Here is a 17,498-nt window from a genome sequence, read left to right on the forward strand (position 1 = left end):
ATGACTGCACCGACTATTGCTGAATATCTCAAGTACGCCCATTTACAAATGGCCGCAGAAGCCTTTATCCGAGATGAAAAGACGAATCGACTCGATAATAATGGGGTAGCATATGTAAATGCACTTATCAGTGGTAACGACCACTCCAGCCGATTCGTCGCAAGCCAAGCTGATAAATTCACTGGTGAATGGGAAGTGCTGGATCAGCGACCGAACACCAAAACCGGTTTCAGCGGTACGTTGTTTCGGAACCGAGAAACTCGCGAAGTGGTCCTGAGCCTGCGCTCCACAGAATTCATCGACGACGCAGCACGGGACAACAAAGCCACGAACGAGCTGGAGATCAAGGAGACAGGGTTTGCCTGGGGCCAGATCGCGGACATGCAGCAGTGGTATGCGGAGCTAAAAAGAGATGCCACCAAACTGGGCGCAGGGCCGGCGTTCAGCGTGACGGGCTACAGCCTGGGCGGGCACTTGGCCACGGTGTTCAACCTGCTCAATGCGGGGGCTGCGGAGCGCGTGGTGACGTTCAATGGCGCGGGCGTAGGTTTGGTCAAAAACGGCACGCTGCAGGACGCGCTGGCTGAGTTCAATGAATTGCGCACCAGCCCGGATTCGCTGGCGGCGCGGTTCACCCATCCAGGGTTGGCCGCTTTTTACCGGCGGATTCAAGCGGAACTGTTCAGCGGACAAACCACCATTGCACAAGCGCAGGCTGATCTCAACGCGCTTTACACCGACGCCAACACCGGTGTCACGGTGCTGGGGTCACAAGCCACCACGTTGATGAAGGCGCTTAAAGGTATTGAAACCCTGGGCAACGAAGCCGTGAGGGTTACCACACTGGTGGCGGGTGGGTCGGGGGAAGGCGCTTCTGCAAGTCCGAAGCCAGTGCTGGCCAAGGACATCGCGGGCATGGATTTGAACTACCGGCTGGCGATGTTGTTTGCGAGTGAGCACACCCAGTCGGCTTCCCTCGTCGCTGGTGCAGTGCAGGGCTTTAGCGGCAAGCAATATGCGGGAAGTCTGGGCAACCAGTACGACGTGGTGGGTGACACCAGCCCTTCCGTGGTGGCCAACAGCCAGTGGCATTACGGTCAGGATGTGCGCGTGGGGATCGAGGACCAGCCACTGTACCGGGGGGGAATTGGGGGGGCGATATTGAGGGACTTGATTGCTCTCAAGAGCCCTGACTTGCTTGTCAATGAATATGCCGTCAAGGATTTTGGCGATACACACAGCCTGGTGCTGCTGGTGGACTCGCTGTCGCTGCAAAACACACTGCTCTCCTTGATGCCTGAGGGGGAGCGCAATGCAGAAAGCGTGCAGAGCCTGCTCAAAACCATCTATCAGGCCGCGACGAACCAGAAGCGCGTTGATGGCGATATATCGTTGGGTGATTCCCAAGGCAAGGCGGAAGGAGACTTGCTGGAGCAAATGGCGAATGCGCTGGCTGACATGGTGCTTGGCCCGCAGGACAAGGCAAAGCAGCTGAAAGGTAACCCCAGTGGCGGCACTTGGGCCAGGACCAAGGACCAAGACGGTTACACGGGCCGTGACAAGTTTTTTGAGATCGTGGAGGCGGTCCAGAAGAAGATCAAGGAGTCAACTCTGGGCAGTCAGTTCAAGGTGCTGGCCAGCACAGGCAGGAGCCTGGACGGCGAGGCGCGCCAGAGCTTTGGAGACTATCTGGCGCTGCGTTTGCTGAGCTCTTTTGTGCTTCGCACTACGGATACACCGGAAAACGTGCTGGAGGACATGGGCAAGAGTTGGGGAGCTGTCTACGAAGATTGGAAGGCTGACAAGGCGTTGCTGGCCCAAGGGGGATCCGCCATGGGACTGCAGGTATCAGATCAGTGGCTTGCAGATCGATCGGCCATGTTGGCCCGCAAGAACTGGTTCAACACGGAGAACAAGGAGCCTTTCGATTTGTCTTATGTGGCGCCGAATGACGAACGGGGCGCGGCGTCTCCTTATCAACTAGAAGACACTTTTTTTGAGGACTTGACCTCTGGCTACAAGGTTCGGCAGGGGAAGATAACTGACGCCACGCGGCATTTCTTGTTTGGTGATGACCGTGAAAACACGCTGGCGGGAAAGGAGGTTGTTGACCACCTCTACGGCGACGCAGGCGCAGACACGTTGGACGGCAAGGCGGGTGATGACCACCTGGAAGGCGGCACTGGTGACGATATCTTGATCGGCGGCACGGACAACGACACCTTGGTAGGCGGCGCGGGCAACGATATCTATCGCTTCGGAACAGACTGGGGCGTGGATTTCGTCCAGGACAGCGACGGGCAGGGCAAGATTGAGGTCAATGGTCAGGTCCTCACCGGCGGCAAGCAGGTTTCGGCCAATGCCTGGCAAAGCGAAGACAAGCTGTGGCGGTACGCGCTGACGGAGAAGGATGACCTCATCATCACCCACACCAGCGAGCCGGGGCGCATTGTGGTGCGCGGCTGGTCGAAGATGAAATCACTGGGGCCCACCACGAAGGCAGCGGGGACTGGCAATCCGTTGGGTCTTGATCTGCCGGAGTTTGGTGGCCCGCAGCCGCCAACGCCGGAGGCCGGGAGGTATGCGTTGCAGGGGGGCTACTTCGTGCCCGGAGGCCCTCAATTGCCAGGGGGCACCTGGCAGTTCCAAAGCGACGGCAGCGTACCCGGCATGGCTCCGATCCAGGATTCCAATGACCTGATGGTGGGCGGAGAGAACGAGCCCAGCGGGCGGTACCAGCGCATCACGGGGGCGCATGTTGACGGCGAAGGTCTGCAACTGGCCACCTACGGAGAAATGGGGGCCGTGAGCTTGTGGGGCCTGGGAGGCAACGATTTCATGTCGGGCGAGCAGTTCGACGACTATTTGGATGGAGGTGATGGCGACGACCTGATATGGGGCGGGGCGGGCACCCGTTGCCGACAAGGTGAACCTGGAGTTTGGCGAGGGCATCAGTGCATCCGACATCTCTTTTGAATATGACGGGGTGAACAACGTCCTGAAGATCCGGTACTCGCCGGAACCGGATGACGTGCTGGAGATGACCTATGGCGACATGGTGCCCGCATCCGTGGTGGACAACCCGCCGGTAGGGGAGATGCGCCTTGCCGACGGCAGCTTGGTGAACATCGACTTTGCGCCCCGCGTTGCGGATGAGGACGCTGCGTTCGACTTTCAGGTTCCGGCAAATGTTTTCGGATCATTGGGGGAAGGATTTGCGGTCTCAGCAAAGCTTGCCAATGGGCAACCGCTGCCGGACTGGCTGCATTTCGACGCCGCTACGCGCAAGTTCAGTGGTACGCCCGCCAACGGCGATGTGGGCAGCCTCAATGTGCAAGTGCTGGCCACCAAGGATCAGCAGGCCACAGCCGCCTACACGTTTGCGCTGGTAGTGAAGAACGTCAACGATGCCCCCATAGCGGGGGCGGCGCTGGAGGAACAGGTGTTCATGGAGGGAGAGCGCTGGACCTACGATTTGCCCGCAGATACCTTCACAGATATAGATGCCGGAGACGTGCTGACCTATTCGGCCCAGCTCGCCGATGGCAAGCCGCTACCGGATTGGCTCCAAATCGACCCAGCCACCGGACGTTTGAGTACAACGCGAGGGTTGGCGACGCGTTTGAACCTGTCGATCACTGCGACTGATCAGCAAGGGGCTACGGCAGAGCAATTGGTGAGCCTGCTTGTTAAATCATCGATGGTGGATCAGGGCACCAATGTCGTAGTGGGGACCTCTGGCGATGACGTTCTGGTCGGCACTGCGGGCCGCGATGCTCTGGTGGGTGGATTGGGAGACGACTCGCTCGATGGCGGTCCGGGCGACGATGAGCTGATTGGTGGAAACAGAGTTGCGAACAGCAACCAGGTGTCCGGTACGGGTCGGGATACCTACCTGTTTGGGCGGGGTGACGGCCGGGACCTGATCTCCAACGGCAGAGGTGGAGCGGACAGTCTGGATACGCTGAAGTTCAAGGCAGGCATCAAGCCGGAGGACATCAGGGTGAGCCGAGAAAACCTGTCGATCTGGGCAGGTGACCGCTTTGTGCCGTCCGACATCAGGTTCACCATCAAGGACACGGGGGAGAGTATTCGGATCCCCAATTTTCATGCGCTGAGGGGCCTTGGGGGAGAGGGGGTTGATGTCGTGACGTTTGAGGACTATCCGAACGTTGTGTGGGACGCTGCGGCCATTGCCCGTCTCTCACTCGAGGGAGAGGCATCTACCGACGACATTTGGGGATACTTTTCCGATGACGTGCTCAGGGGCAATGGCGGTAACGACATGTTGAAGGGCCAACTTGGTAATGACATTTACCAATTTGGGAAGAATGACGGCAAGGACACCATTGTTGAAGTCGCCAATGAAGGCAGCGACAAGATCGTTTTTGACCAAGGCATTAAACCTTCAGACGTGGTGCTTATCAAGAGCTTTGATGGCTATCCGGGCGGCATATTGGTTTTGCGGGTGACCACAGGCAACACTGAGGTACGAGATCAAAATTTCTTTCTCCCTGACCAAGGTGTCGAACTGGTTGAGTTTGCCGATGGCACGCAATGGGATCGCCAATATATTCTCGCCAACCTGCAGACCAGCGGCGGAAGCGTTAGTAATTTTGTAGGCACGTCTGGCGATGATCGATATGTGGTGGACAACCGTGATGACAGCATTGTCGAGGCTGTAAACGGTGGCACTGATTCGGTAGAGTCCAGTGTTTCCTACGCGCTTCCCGACAATGTAGAAAATCTCACCCTAACCGGCGCACTTTCAGGAGATTTGACGGGGAACAAGCTCAAAAATATTCTGGTGGGCAACGATTCAGACAACACCCTGGACTGGGGCGGCGGCGGGCTGGATACGCTGCAAGGTGGCGCTGGCAACGACACCTACACGGTTCTTGCGCCACTTTCATACGAATATCATTGGCCCAATCTTGAGGAATCTCGCGAACTTAAGGTCAATATCATTGAGTCGCAAAATGCAGGCATAGACACATTGTCAACCAATGCCTTTTATGCCAAATTGGCAGATAATTTAGATAACCTAAAAATAGTACCATCACAGGTGCATACCATTCATTCGTCCTCGCAGAATCCAGTTGTCGCCAAGTATCTTGGCAACTCCTTGGACAACGTGCTCGATGCCAGTGCGGTGCAAACCAGCATTCTTCCGATTGAGCTTGACGGGCAGCAGGGCAACGACACACTGATTGGATCGAATGACGACGAGGACCGGGCCAGCTACAGAACTGCTGCGGCCGGTGTCACCGTCTCTCTGTCCATTGCTGGTGCCCAAAATACGGGGTCAGCAGGTTGGGATACATTGAAATCCATTGAGGGACTGGTCGGCAGTGCGTTCAACGACGTCCTGACAGGCAACGGAGGTGCCAACGTCCTCGACGGCGGTGCAGGCGCAGACAGATTGGCGGGCGGTGGCGGCAACGACACGTACTACGCTGATCATGTGGGCGATGTCATCGTTGAGGTTGCTGGAGGAGGGAGCGACACCGTCTATGTCAGCGCAATAGCCGACTACACCATGCCCGACAATGTCGAGCACGCAAATGTCAGCATGGGGAGGATGCCAAGCGTTACGGTCACCGGCAATGACAGCGGCAACTCCATTGTTTTGATCCAGGGGGACTCCAATGGCGCGCAAACTGCGGTAGTGCGTGGCATGGGCGGTAACGACACACTGACGGCTACGCGGCGCGGTGTGGAGTTAGATGGCGGCGGTGGTGATGACCTGTTGATTGGCGGTGGCTTCTCGGGCGATGTGTTTATCGGGGGCACGGGCAACGATGTCTACGAGATCTCCAGTGATGGTGGCGATGACGTTATCCGTGCCAATGTGGTGGCCGTGCCCGCCGAGACCAATGCGCTCAGATTGAAGGGCGTGACACGGGACAAACTGAGTATGCAGCGTCAGGATGGAGATCTCATCATTCGGTCGTCCGACTCCCAATCCGCGCGCATCGAGAAGTTCTTTGGGAATGCAGGAACTCCGGGTGAATTCAACCCTGTTCAGGTGCTTGCGTTGGATGATGGATCCAATCTCGACTATTCGGCCATCAGCGCGCTGGTAAAAAGCAATGCCGCCCCAGTAGTGAATGAGCCCATGGATCCTCGCGAGGTAAGCGATGGGGAATGGTTCTCTTGGTCAATTCCCTCAAGTGCCTTCACGGATGATGGAGGAGCGCTCACCTATACCGTTGCGCTGGAAGATGGGACTCCGTTGCCCGGCTGGGCGAGCTTCGATCCAAGCAGCGGCACGATCAGTGGATCGGTCCATGCTGGCAATGACCAGACCTTCCGGATCAAGATCACGGCAGTCGACAAAGAGGGCCTGTCTGCGTCAGCCGTCTTCGTGTTGGCTGTGCGGGTGGATAACAAGGTTTTAGAGGGCACTGCCAATGCCGACACCCTGCTGGGTGGCGGAGGTGCCGACATCCTCAGGGGCCTTGATGGTAAGGACCAACTGCAGGGCGACGGTGGCAATGATCGCCTGGAGGGCGGCGCGGGAGATGACTCGTTGTTTGGGCAAACCGGTGCAGACATACTGATCGGCGGCTTGAACAATGACTACCAATCAGGCGGCGCGGGTAACGATACTTTTGAGTACACCAAAGGTGATGGGCAGGACACACTGGATGCTGTTGACGTGAAGACCGCCACGGACAAGCTGTTGATCCATGGCTGGTTGCCTTCGCAGGTTCAATTGCTCCGCTCCGGCGACCACCTGTTCGCACGCATGGGGAGCACGGATCAGATTGGTTTCTACAACTACTTCCAGGCCGAAACCGTCCAAGACGGCGCACCAGCGGATGCGAAGATTGACCAGATCGTCTTCGACAACGGTGACATATGGGATCAAGCCAAGATCGCCACGGTCCTCGCGGGTGGAGGCGGCAATAACGGCGGTGGAGGTACTTCCACAGGGCCCGGCAACCCGCCACCGTCCACCTACACATACGCCTACGTGCTGGCCAACCAATACTCGGACTACAGCCTTTCCGGTAATGCGCCGTACGTATTCAAGGGCAACAGCAAAGCCAACAAGCTCACAGGCAATGATGGTGCCAACGTCATCAACGGAGCTGCGGGTAATGACACGCTGACGGGAGGCAAGGGCGGTGATACCTATTTCCTTGAAGCGGGAGCCGGGCAGGACACCATCGTTGAGAACGACACCACTTTAGGCATCGTTGATCTTCTGCAATGGGGTTCTGGTATTCAGCATGATCAGCTGTGGCTGCGCAAGGCGGGCAACAACCTGGAAATCAGTGTTATCGGCAAAACCGACAAAGCGATCGTCAAAGATTGGTACCTCGGCGATAGCCGCCATGTGGAGCAGATATGGGCCAATGGCAAAGTGTTGCTGGATACGAAGGTCCAGAGCCTCGTTGATGCAATGGCGGCTTTTTCGCCACCAGCTGCAGGGCAGACCACTTTGCCTTCCAACTATCAGTCGGCACTCTCACCGGTCTTGGCGGCCAACTGGCAGTAGCAATCAGCGACTTCCCCCAGCTACCGAGCTCAGTACGCATTGCATGACCTTCTCGCTGAGAACTCACGTGAGGTGATTCGAAGCGAGTAGTGCTCGGTCGCCCTCCTATTTGGTGCCAAAAATCCGGTCGCCCGCATCGCCCAGGCCCGGCAGGATGTAGCCGTGGTCGCTCAGTTCGCGGTCAATCGCTGCGGTGAAAATCGGTACGTTGGGGTGTGCCTTTTGCATGGTGGCGATGCCTTCGGGGGCGGCCAGCAGGCAGACGAACTTGATGGAGCGGGGGTTGAGCTTTTTCAGGCGGTCTACGCAGGCGGAGGCCGAGTTGCCGGTCGCCAGCATGGGGTCCACCACGATGATGTCGCGCTCGTCCATTTCGGACGGCATCTTGAAGTAGTACTCCACGGGCTGCAGCGTGGCCGGGTCGCGGTACAGGCCGATGTGGCCCACGCGGGCGCCGGGCACCACGTTGAGCATGCCATCCAGGAACCCGTTGCCCGCGCGCAGGATGGAAACCAGCACCAGCTTCTTGCCGTCGATGACCTTGCCGGTCATGGTCTCCAGCGGGGTTTCAATTTCGATGTCCTGCAGCGGCATGTCGCGCGTGACTTCATACGCCATCAGCGTGCTTAGCTCCCCCAGCAAGCGACGAAAGCTGTTGGTGCTGGCGTCCTTTCGGCGCATGAGCGTGAGCTTGTGCTGGACGAGGGGGTGGGTGATGACGGTGACGTTGTTGTTGGTGCTGGCAGTGCTCATGGCGAGGCCTATGGTCTACAGGTAGAAATGAAAGGGGTGGCGGTATTTTGACGGTACTTGCGCCAGCGCCCGTAAAAACTGGCGCGGCCCAGGACAGTGGACGCCGTGGAACTGGCTTCGCCAGGCCACTGGCGGCGTCCCCTTGAGGGGAAGGCGCCGCAGGCGACTCAGGGGGGCGCGGGCTAGTCCGCCAGAAACCGCGCATAGCGCGCCAAGTCAACGTTGCCGCCGCTGATGAGAACGCCCACGCGCTCACCGTGCAGCAGCTTGCCTCCGTTGTCAGCGCCAGAGAAGGCCTGTGCACCCGCATAGGCCAGGGCGCCGGTGGGCTCCACCACGATCTTCATGCGCTCGGCAAAGAAGCGCAGGGATTGCATAAGCTGTTCGTCGCTCACGCTGATGATGTCTTCGGCATGGTCGCGGATGATGGGGAAGGTGAGCTCGCCCAGCGCCTGGGTTTGCGCGCCGTCGGCGATGGTGTGGGGCGTGGGGATGCGCACGATGTGCCCGGCGCGCAGCGACTGCTGGGCGTCGTTGCCCGTTTCGGGCTCGACACCCACCACGCGGCACTGGGGTGCCAGGGCCTGCGCGGCCAGCAGGCTGCCTGCCAGCAAGCCGCCACCGCCCACGCAGACAAAAAGGTAGTCCAGGTCGGGCACTTCTTCAAACAGTTCTTTGGCGGCGGTGCCCTGGCCCGCAATGACGTGCGGGTGGTCAAACGGCGGGACCAGCGTCATGCCGCGCTCCAGCGCCAGGTGGCGGCTGATGGCTTCGCGGTCTTCGGTGTAGCGGTCGTAGGTGACGACCTGGGCGCCGTAGGCCCGTGTGGCCGCCATCTTGGAGGCGGGCGCGTCTGCGGGCATGACGATGACGGCGGGCATGTCCAGCATGCGGGCCGACAGCGCGATGGCCTGCGCGTGGTTGCCGGCCGAAAAGGCCAGCACGCCGCGCTCGCGCTGCTCATCGGTAAACTGGGCTAGGGTGTTGAAGGCGCCCCGGAACTTGAAGGCGCCGGTGCGCTGCAGGTTCTCGCATTTGAAGAACAGTTGCGCACCCAGCAGGTCATCGGCGGTGGTGGAGCGCAGCACCGGCGTGTGGTGCGCCATGCCCTTGAGCCGGTGCGCGGCGGCGGCCACGTCGTCGTAGGTGGGCGGGGTGAGGCTGGGCAAGGTCATGGCGGCATCCCTGGTGGCGGGGCAAACGCTTGCCCCTTCAGCCCTCGGATGATAGCGGGTTGCCGCGTGGTTTCAATCCAAAATGGCCTTACGCGCTTGTGTGGCAAGCGCGAGTAGCTATAGATTTTGATGGTTGATGGCGGGTCAGCCCAGCTCGCTGAACCGTTGCAGCGGCGTCAGTGCCGGGAAGTCGCCCGCGCGCTTTTGCTTCATCGCCGTGACCGACTCGCGCACATGCTGGTTGCTCCAGATGGCGCCTTGCAGCCAGCCCATCTGGCGCAGGCTGTCTTCCACTGAATGGTCGCGGGCGTAGTTCACGGCCTGTTTGGTGCCCCAGATGGCCACGGGCGGCTTGCTGGCGATCTCTTGCGCGCACTGCAGCGCGGCGGCAAGCATTGCTTCTTGGGTCTCGAACACTTCGTTGACGAGGCCGTAGCCCAGGGCCTTGGCTGCGCTCAGGCGGCGGCCGGTGTAGGCCAGCTCTTTCACCACACCCAGCGGGATCAGCTTGGGCAGGCGCTGCAGCGTGCCCACGTCGGCCACCATGCCGATGTTGATCTCCTGGATACAGAAGAACGTGTCTGCCGTGGCGTAGCGGATGCAGGCGGCCGTCACCATGTCCACCGCGCCCCCGATGCAGCCGCCGTGGATGGCCATGATGACGGGGATGCGCAGGCTTTCGATGCGGGTGAAGGTGGCCTGCATGTCGGTCAGCAGGTCAAAGATGGCGGCGCGGCCCTCGGGGCTCTGGTCGTCCATGGTGATGGCGCCGCCAAAGGTTTCGAGCGCCATGCCTGCGCTGAAATGCTTGCCGGTGCTGCTGATGACCAGCGCCCGCGCTTCGCCCGCCTTGTTGAGCTGGGCCAGCACCTCGTCCAGCTCACGCCAGAAGGTGGGGTGCATGGTGTTCATGGCCTCGGGGCGGTTCAGCACCAGATGGGCCACGTGTTTGGTGATGCTGAGGGAAAAGCAGGTGAGGGTGTTCATGGGGAGCCACTGTAGACCGGTGAATGCAGGTCGGGTCGTCGCCTGGGTGACTTTGAGCTATTTTGGCTGCCAGCGCTTATCTGGTAAGCGCTGGCAGCTATGAAAACATGAGTGCTTTTGCGCGCGTGCGGCAGAACGGGCGGCGGACTCTGCAGGCACAGTCTGTCAATCGCCGCCCCCGCCACCACAGCCGCCGCCATCCCCTCCGCCGTCGCTTCCACCTCCATCCGAGCTTTCGGCGCCGCCAAAGTCGCCCGAGCTGCCGCTGTAGCTGCCGTCCGAGAAGCTGGTGCCGCAGTAGCTGTCTCCCCCGCTGCCACCCGCGTCGCTCTTGCGGGCGATGTCGGAGCAGTCGGGCACGTAGGTGAAGCCGCCGGCAATGGCGAACTTGGCATCCAGCGCGAACAGCAGGGGCAGGCGGCTGGGGGCCTTGGGGTCGATGGACTCCTCCTTGCATACCCAGTACCAACAGCGGCGCAGGCCATCGTTGTGGCGCGCCTTTTTACCCAGCGCCTCGGCGGGTGTGTGGTGCAAAAAGAAGCCCAGGGCGTTGTGGCACCAGGCTTTGTAGGCCTGGGTGTGCAGGATGAACTCATGCCACAGCGCGTCGACCGCCTTGGAGGGCATGGCCACAAACTGTTTGTTGCCGCGCAGGCAGGCCATGAAGAACTGGCGCAGGCCGCGTTCGACCAGCTCGCAGTCGCGGGTGCTCAGGTGGGGGTAGGTTTCGCGCAGCTTGCGCTGCAGAAAGCGGGGCAGGGGGGCCTCGCGGATATAGCGCTGGCGGACCGCGTTGGTCCACTGGATCACCAGGGCGGTGATGATGACTGTGGCCAAATAATACAGAATCCAGGGCCACCGCAGGCGCCAGGTGCCCGCGAAGATCCCGACGATGGCGGCCACCCACACGGCAATCGTCAGCAGCACGACCTTGCTTCCCCACCACAGCAGAACGTTTTCGATGCGCTTCATCGTCCCTCCTTTTTTGTTGTTGTGTGGCGATTTCACGGCTGTTTGGTGACTGATTGATGACACTTTGGGTGGTGTCGCCAGATGGTCACGCGGGGGCTACCCCCAGCACCATCGCAGGCCGGAGCTGCCGTGATGGGGCCGCGCTTGGAGGCGCTGAGCAGGGGGGGCGGAATCTGTGCCCCCCTTGCGTTCAACGCCGCTTGCTGCCGCCGAAGATGCTACCCAGCACCCCGCGCAGGATTTCCTTGCCAATGGTGGTGCCCATGGTGCGCACCGCCGACTTGGCCATGGTCTGGGCCAGGCCGTCGCGTTTGCCGCCGCGCGGGCCGGTGCTGCCAAACAGCACGTCGTTGAGCCCGCCCATCAGGCCGCCGCCGCTGTCTTCCGTGTTGGCGGGTGCACCTTTGCCATTGGCAGGTGCCTGCGCACTGGCTTCGGCGGCGCGGCCCTTGAGTTTTTCGTAGGCGGACTCGCGGTCCACCACCTTTTCGTACACGCCCGCCACCAGTGAGTTGGCCACCAGCACCTGGCGCTGCTGCGCTGTGATGGGTCCGAGCTGGCTGCCGGGTGGCAGCACAAACACGCGCTCGGTCACGCTCGGGCGGCCCTTGGCGTCCAGAAAGCTCACCAGCGCCTCGCCCACGGCCAGTTCCGTGATGGCGGTCTCGATATCGAGGCCCGGCTTTTGCCGCATGGTGGTGGCCGTGGCCTTCACGGCCTTCTGGTCACGCGGAGTGAAGGCGCGCAGCGCGTGCTGCACGCGGTTGCCCAGCTGGGCCAGCACGCTGTCGGGGATGTCGAGCGGATTCTGGGTGACGAAGTACACGCCCACGCCCTTGGAGCGCACCAGGCGCACCACCAGCTCGATGCGCTCGATGAGCACTTTCGGCGCCTCGTTGAACAGCAGGTGGGCCTCGTCGAAGAAGAACACCAGTTTGGGCTGCTCGGGGTCGCCGATCTCGGGCAGTTGCTCGAACAGCTCAGACAGCATCCAGAGCAGGAAGGTGGCGTACAGACGCGGCGAGTTCATGAGCTTGTCGGCCGCCAGGATGTTGACCACGCCGTGGCCGTCCACCGTCTGCATGAAGTCCTGGATGTTGAGCATGGGCTCGCCAAAGAACTGCGTGCCGCCCTGCTGCTCAATCTGCAGCAGCCCGCGCTGGATGGCGCCCACGCTGGCTGCGCTGACGTTGCCGTATTCGGTCGTGAACTCCTTGGCGTTGTCACCCACGTACTGCAGCATGGCGCGCAGGTCTTTGAGATCCAGCAGCAGCATGCCGTTGTCGTCGGCGATCTTGAACACCAGGTTGAGCACGCCCAGCTGGGTTTCATTCAGGTTGAGCATGCGGCCCAGCAGCAGCGGGCCCATGTCCGACACCGTGGCGCGCACAGGGTGGCCCTGTTCGCCAAATACGTCCCACAGCGTGGTGGGGCAGGCCAGGGGGGCGGGCAGGGGAAGGCCCCGCTCCTTGAGCACGGCGGCCAGCTTGTCGCCAATCTTGCCCGGCTGGCTCGCGCCCGTGAGGTCGCCCTTCACATCGGCCATAAACACCGGCACACCGATGCGCGAGAAGTTTTCCGCCAGCGTCTGCAAGGTGACGGTCTTGCCCGTGCCGGTGGCTCCGGTGATGAGCCCGTGGCGGTTGGCCAGGCCGGGCAGCAGGTGGCATTCGATGGTGTCGTGCTTGGCAATCAGGAGGGGTTCGGCCATGGCGGAGGTTCCGGGTGGAGTCAAAAGTAAAATCGCGGTCAGTAGATTAAATCAATACAAAAGGACTTCTCGTGGCAGGACACAGCAAATGGGCGAATATCCAGCACCGCAAAGGGCGGCAGGATGAAAAACGCGGCAAGATCTGGACCCGCATCATTCGTGAAATCACTGTGGCTGCCCGCTCGGGCGGCGGCGACCTGTCTGCCAACCCCCGCCTGCGCCTGGCGGTGGACAAGGCCAAGGCGGCCAACATGCCCGCCGACCGCATCAAGTACAACATCGACAAGGCCACGGGCAACGCCGAGGGATTGACCTACGAGGAAATCCGCTACGAGGGCTATGGCATTGGTGGCGCAGCGATCATGATCGACACGATGACCGACAACCGGGTGCGCACCGTGGCCGAAGTACGACACGCGTTCAGCAAACACGGTGGCAACATGGGCACCGAGGGCTCGGTGGTTTTTCAGTTCAAGCACTGCGGCCAACTGATTTTTGCCCCCGGCACCAGCGAAGACAAGGTGATGGAAGTGGCGCTGGAGGCGGGGGCCGAAGACGTGGTGACCGACGACGACGGCGCAGTAGAGGTGCTGACCGCCCCCGCCGACTTTGAAGCCGTGAAGAATGCCCTGGAAGCCGCAGGCCTGACGCCTGAAGTGGCGGGCGTGACCATGCGGCCTGAAAACACCATCGAACTGACGGGCGACGACGCGGCGCGCATGCAGCGGCTGCTGGATGTGCTGGAGGACCTGGACGATACCCAGGAGGTCTACCACAACGCTGCATTGTGAAGCTCCCCCTGAGCGGCTGCGCCGCTTCCCCCTCTCTCGCTGCGCTGCGCTTGCGGGAGGGGGACGCCCCCAGCGCGGCGGGGCGGCCCTTGCGCGGGGGCACGGGCTTGGGTCGTGCCAGTTTCAACGGTTTTGTATGTAGCGAGCAGCGCGATCAGTCGCGATAGAGTTTTTTTACGAGCCCCTGAGCTGTGGCGTAGTGCCAAGCAGAGGTTCACCAAAGGTTCCTATGAAAGTACTTGTGATTGGTGGCGGCGGCCGTGAACACGCGATGGCGTGGAAACTGAGCGAGTCCCCCAAGGTGACCAAGGTGTATGTGGCACCTGGCAATGGCGGCACTGCGCTGAATTCCAAGCTCGAGAACGTGGCCATCACCGACGTGCGCGAACTGCGTGTGTGGGCGCAGGCCGAAAAGATCGCACTGACGGTGGTGGGCCCCGAGGCGCCACTGGCGGCGGGTGTGGTCGATGAGTTCCGTGCCAATGGCCTGCGCATCTTCGGCCCCACCAAGGCTGCTGCCCAGCTCGAAAGCTCCAAGGCCTTTTCCAAGGCCTTCATGCGCCGCCATGGCATCCCCACGGCCGACTACGACACCTTCACCGACCCCGCTGCGGCCCATGCGTTTGTGGACCGGCTGGGCGCGCCCATCGTCATCAAGGCCGACGGCCTGGCGGCGGGCAAGGGCGTGGTCGTGGCCATGACGCTGCAGGAGGCCCATGATGCTGTGGACTTTATGCTGGTGGACAACAAATACGGCGTGACCCACAACGAAGGTGGCGCGCGTGTGGTGATCGAGGAATTCCTTGAAGGCGAGGAAGCTTCCTTCATCGTGCTGTGCGATGGCAAGAACGTGCTGGCCCTCGCCACCAGCCAGGACCACAAGCGCCTCAAAGACGGCGACGAAGGTCCCAACACCGGCGGCATGGGTGCGTATTCGCCCGCGCCAGTGGTCACGGCCGATGTACATGCCCGCGCCATGCGCGAGATCATCCTGCCCACGATTCGGGGCATGGAAAAGGACGGCATTCCCTACACCGGTTTTCTGTATGCAGGCCTGATGATCGACGCCAAGGGCCAGCCCAAGACGCTCGAATTCAACTGCCGCATGGGCGACCCCGAGACGCAACCCATCCTCATGCGCCTGAAAAGCGACTTCAGCGACGTGATGGCTGCTGCCGCTGACGGCAAGCTCGACCAGATGGAACTGCAATGGGACCGCCGCACCGCACTGGGCGTGGTCATGGCCGCCCATGGCTACCCGGAGAACCCGCGCAAGGGTGACCCCATCACCGGCCTGCCAGCCGAGGCGGACGATGCCGTGGTGTTCCATGCGGGCACGCAGCTCAAAGATGGCGTGGTCAGCGTGACCGGTGGCCGTGTGTTGTGCGTGACGGTGCTGGCCGACAGCGTCAAGCAGGCGCAGCAGCGTGCCTATGACGTGGCGCGCGGCATCCAGTTCGATGGTGCGCAGTACCGCCGCGATATCGGCTTCAGAGCACTCAAGAGCTGATGGCAGACGTTCAGACCTTGAACCCCGCCGACACGGTGGCGAGGGTGCGCGGCTATCTGGTGGGTCTGCAGGCGCGCATCACCGACGCGCTGGAAGCCGTGGAAGCCGCTGAAGGCGAGGGCGGCGCACGCTTTCTGGCCGATGCCTGGAGCAAGCCACCCGGCGAGCTGCTGCAGGGCGACGGCATCACCAAGATCATGGAAGGCGGCCGCGTGTTCGAGCGCGCGGGTTGCGGCTTCAGCCATGTGCGCGGCCCCCAGCTGCCACCCTCGGCCACGCAGCACCGGCCCGAGCTGGCGGGCGCACCGTTCGAGGCCATGGGCGTGTCGCTGGTGTTCCACCCGCGCAATCCCTACGTGCCGACGGTGCACATGAACGTGCGCATGATCGCGGCTGGTCACCCTGGGCAAGCGCCGACCTGCTGGTTTGGTGGTGGCATGGACCTCACGCCGTACTACGGCTTTGAGGAAGATGCGGTGCACTTTCACCGCACCTGCCGCGATGCATTGACGCCTTTTGGTGACGACAAGTACCCGCGCTTCAAGCAATGGTGTGACGAATACTTCTACCTCAAGCACCGCAGCGAGCAGCGAGGCGTGGGTGGCGTGTTCTATGACGACTTCTCCGAGCTGGGCTTTGAGCAAAGCCTGGCGATGACGCAGTCGGTGGGCGACGCCTTTCTGAAGGCCTACCTGCCTATCGTGGAAAAGCGCCAGGGCACGCCCTACGGCGAGCGCGAGCGCGACTTCCAGCTCTACCGCCGCGGCCGTTATGTCGAGTTCAACCTGGTCTGGGACCGGGGCACGCATTTTGGCCTGCAGTCGGGTGGGCGCACCGAGTCCATTTTGCTGTCCATGCCGCCGCTGGTGGCGTGGTCGTACCAGCGTTCGGATGCGGCCGATTCCGCTGAAGCTGACCTCACGCAGCGCTTTCTGCTGCGGCGCGACTGGCTCGCTGGCGAGTCTGCTGCAGCGGCTTGAAAGCCTTGAAAAGCGCAAAAGCTATAATTTCAATAGCTGCCCGCGCTTTTCACACCAGCGCAAGAGGCCAAAAACACCTCAAACTGACGCAGCGCCAACGCGCAACAGCTGCGCAACACCCAAGGCGCAGCCCCACTGGTTGCGCGCTGCGTTGCACGCTATATTGATTCCATTTCCTCTCTAATCACCGCCTGATGACCACCTCCACCAAATCGGAAACCGCCGCCAAAAAAGACGTTACCAAACTCCAGCGCGCCATCGTTGATGGACTGGAGGACGTCAAGGCGCAAGACATCCAGGTCTTCAACACCGAGCATCTCTCGCCGCTGTTTGAACGGGTGATCGTGGCATCGGGCACCTCCAACCGCCAGACCAAGGCCTTGGCCGCCAGCGTGCGCGACGCGGTGAAAGAAGCGGGCTTTACCAAGCCGCGCATCGAAGGCGAAGACAACGGCGAATGGATCATCGTGGACTGCGGCGCTGCCGTGGCGCACATCATGCAGCCCGCCATCCGCCAGTACTACCGTCTGGAAGAGCTGTGGGGTGACACGCCAGTGCGCTTGAAGCTGGGCGCCGCCAAGCCTGTTTCCAGCGCTGCCACCGACTTGGCCGAAAAGAAGTCGGCCCAGAAGGCTGCCAAGTCCGACGCCAAGGCTGCAGGCAAGGCGACCGCCAAAAAGGCAGCCGCACCAGCCGTGCCGGCCCGGTCGGGCAAGGCTACGGTCAAGGCTGTGGCCAAAACAGCTGCCAAGTCCGCTGCCGCACCTGCTAAATCAGCTGCCAAACCTGCCGCCAAGACAACCGCAAAAGCACCTGCCAAAACATCTGCGAAAGCCCCGACCAGGGCGCCCGCAAAGAGCAGCAGCACTGCCAAGGCCGCACCCGCCAAGACGACTGCAAAGCCAACCACTGCCGCCAAGAAGCCCGCAGCGACCAAGGCACCGATCAAGACCGTGGTCGTCAAGCCATCGGCCCCCCGTAGCAAGACCGCTGCCGCCAAGCCCGCACCCGCGCGTGGCGGAGCAGCCGCCAAGCCCGCCGCCAAGAGGGCACCGGGCCGCAAGTGATTGCAGCCTCGGCCCATCGACGACCGCCTGTACCCGCGCACCGCG

Annotated in this window: 11 protein-coding genes; 6 read left to right on the plus strand and 5 right to left on the minus strand. The window is 61.5% G+C overall.

Annotated elements, in window-relative coordinates:
- Complete coding sequence (locus tag ACQ4MJ_RS07110) at positions 1-2,976, plus strand: hypothetical protein (RefSeq protein WP_431149421.1); 2,976 nt, start codon at positions 1-3, stop codon at positions 2,974-2,976.
- Entirely contained in the window at positions 2,927-7,507 is a 4,581-nt protein-coding gene (locus ACQ4MJ_RS07115; protein ID WP_431149420.1) for a putative Ig domain-containing protein, read from the plus strand. Before ACQ4MJ_RS07110 ends, ACQ4MJ_RS07115 begins: the two co-directional genes overlap by 50 nt.
- Before the next feature lie 105 nt (positions 7,508-7,612).
- Here ACQ4MJ_RS07115 and upp read toward each other — a convergent pair whose 3' ends face one another.
- The 5 genes from upp to ACQ4MJ_RS07140 all read right to left on the minus strand — a co-directional run bounded on the left by upp (position 7,613) and on the right by ACQ4MJ_RS07140 (position 13,105).
- Positions 7,613-8,260, minus strand: coding sequence for a uracil phosphoribosyltransferase (gene upp, locus ACQ4MJ_RS07120; RefSeq protein WP_431149419.1), 648 nt, complete (start codon positions 8,258-8,260; stop codon positions 7,613-7,615).
- Between the two features lie 182 nt (positions 8,261-8,442).
- A complete protein-coding gene (locus ACQ4MJ_RS07125; RefSeq protein WP_055401172.1) occupies positions 8,443-9,435 on the minus strand; it encodes a threo-3-hydroxy-L-aspartate ammonia-lyase in 993 nt (330 codons plus the stop codon).
- A gap of 144 nt (positions 9,436-9,579) precedes the next feature.
- Positions 9,580-10,422, minus strand: coding sequence for an enoyl-CoA hydratase-related protein (locus ACQ4MJ_RS07130; protein ID WP_431149418.1), 843 nt, complete (start codon positions 10,420-10,422; stop codon positions 9,580-9,582).
- Between the two features lie 165 nt (positions 10,423-10,587).
- The gene (locus ACQ4MJ_RS07135) at positions 10,588-11,394 is read right to left on the minus strand and encodes a glycine-rich domain-containing protein (RefSeq protein ID WP_431149417.1); all 807 of its coding nucleotides are present in this window, start codon (positions 11,392-11,394) and stop codon (positions 10,588-10,590) included.
- Between the two features lie 190 nt (positions 11,395-11,584).
- Positions 11,585-13,105, minus strand: a complete 1,521-nt coding sequence (locus ACQ4MJ_RS07140; RefSeq protein ID WP_218299828.1) for a helicase HerA-like C-terminal domain-containing protein — start codon at positions 13,103-13,105, stop codon at positions 11,585-11,587.
- Between the two features lie 71 nt (positions 13,106-13,176).
- Here ACQ4MJ_RS07140 and ACQ4MJ_RS07145 point away from each other — a divergent pair, with 71 nt between their 5' ends.
- From ACQ4MJ_RS07145 to rsfS, 4 genes are all read left to right on the plus strand, one after another.
- Positions 13,177-13,896 carry a YebC/PmpR family DNA-binding transcriptional regulator gene (locus tag ACQ4MJ_RS07145; protein ID WP_010458745.1) on the plus strand — a complete coding sequence of 240 codons (720 nt, stop codon included), beginning with the start codon at positions 13,177-13,179 and terminating at the stop codon, positions 13,894-13,896.
- Positions 13,897-14,125: 229 nt separating this feature from the next.
- Complete coding sequence (purD, locus tag ACQ4MJ_RS07150) at positions 14,126-15,406, plus strand: phosphoribosylamine--glycine ligase (protein ID WP_218299826.1); 1,281 nt, start codon at positions 14,126-14,128, stop codon at positions 15,404-15,406.
- Entirely contained in the window at positions 15,406-16,386 is a 981-nt protein-coding gene (hemF, locus tag ACQ4MJ_RS07155) for an oxygen-dependent coproporphyrinogen oxidase (protein WP_431149416.1), read from the plus strand. The genes purD and hemF overlap by 1 nt, the downstream gene beginning before the upstream one ends.
- A 194-nt stretch (positions 16,387-16,580) precedes the next feature.
- Complete coding sequence (gene rsfS, locus ACQ4MJ_RS07160) at positions 16,581-17,453, plus strand: ribosome silencing factor (RefSeq protein WP_431149415.1); 873 nt, start codon at positions 16,581-16,583, stop codon at positions 17,451-17,453.
- Positions 17,454-17,498 lie beyond the last annotated feature (45 nt).

The sequence above is a fragment of the Acidovorax facilis genome (assembly GCF_050626955.1).
GTDB classification, from domain to species: domain Bacteria; phylum Pseudomonadota; class Gammaproteobacteria; order Burkholderiales; family Burkholderiaceae_C; genus Acidovorax; species Acidovorax facilis.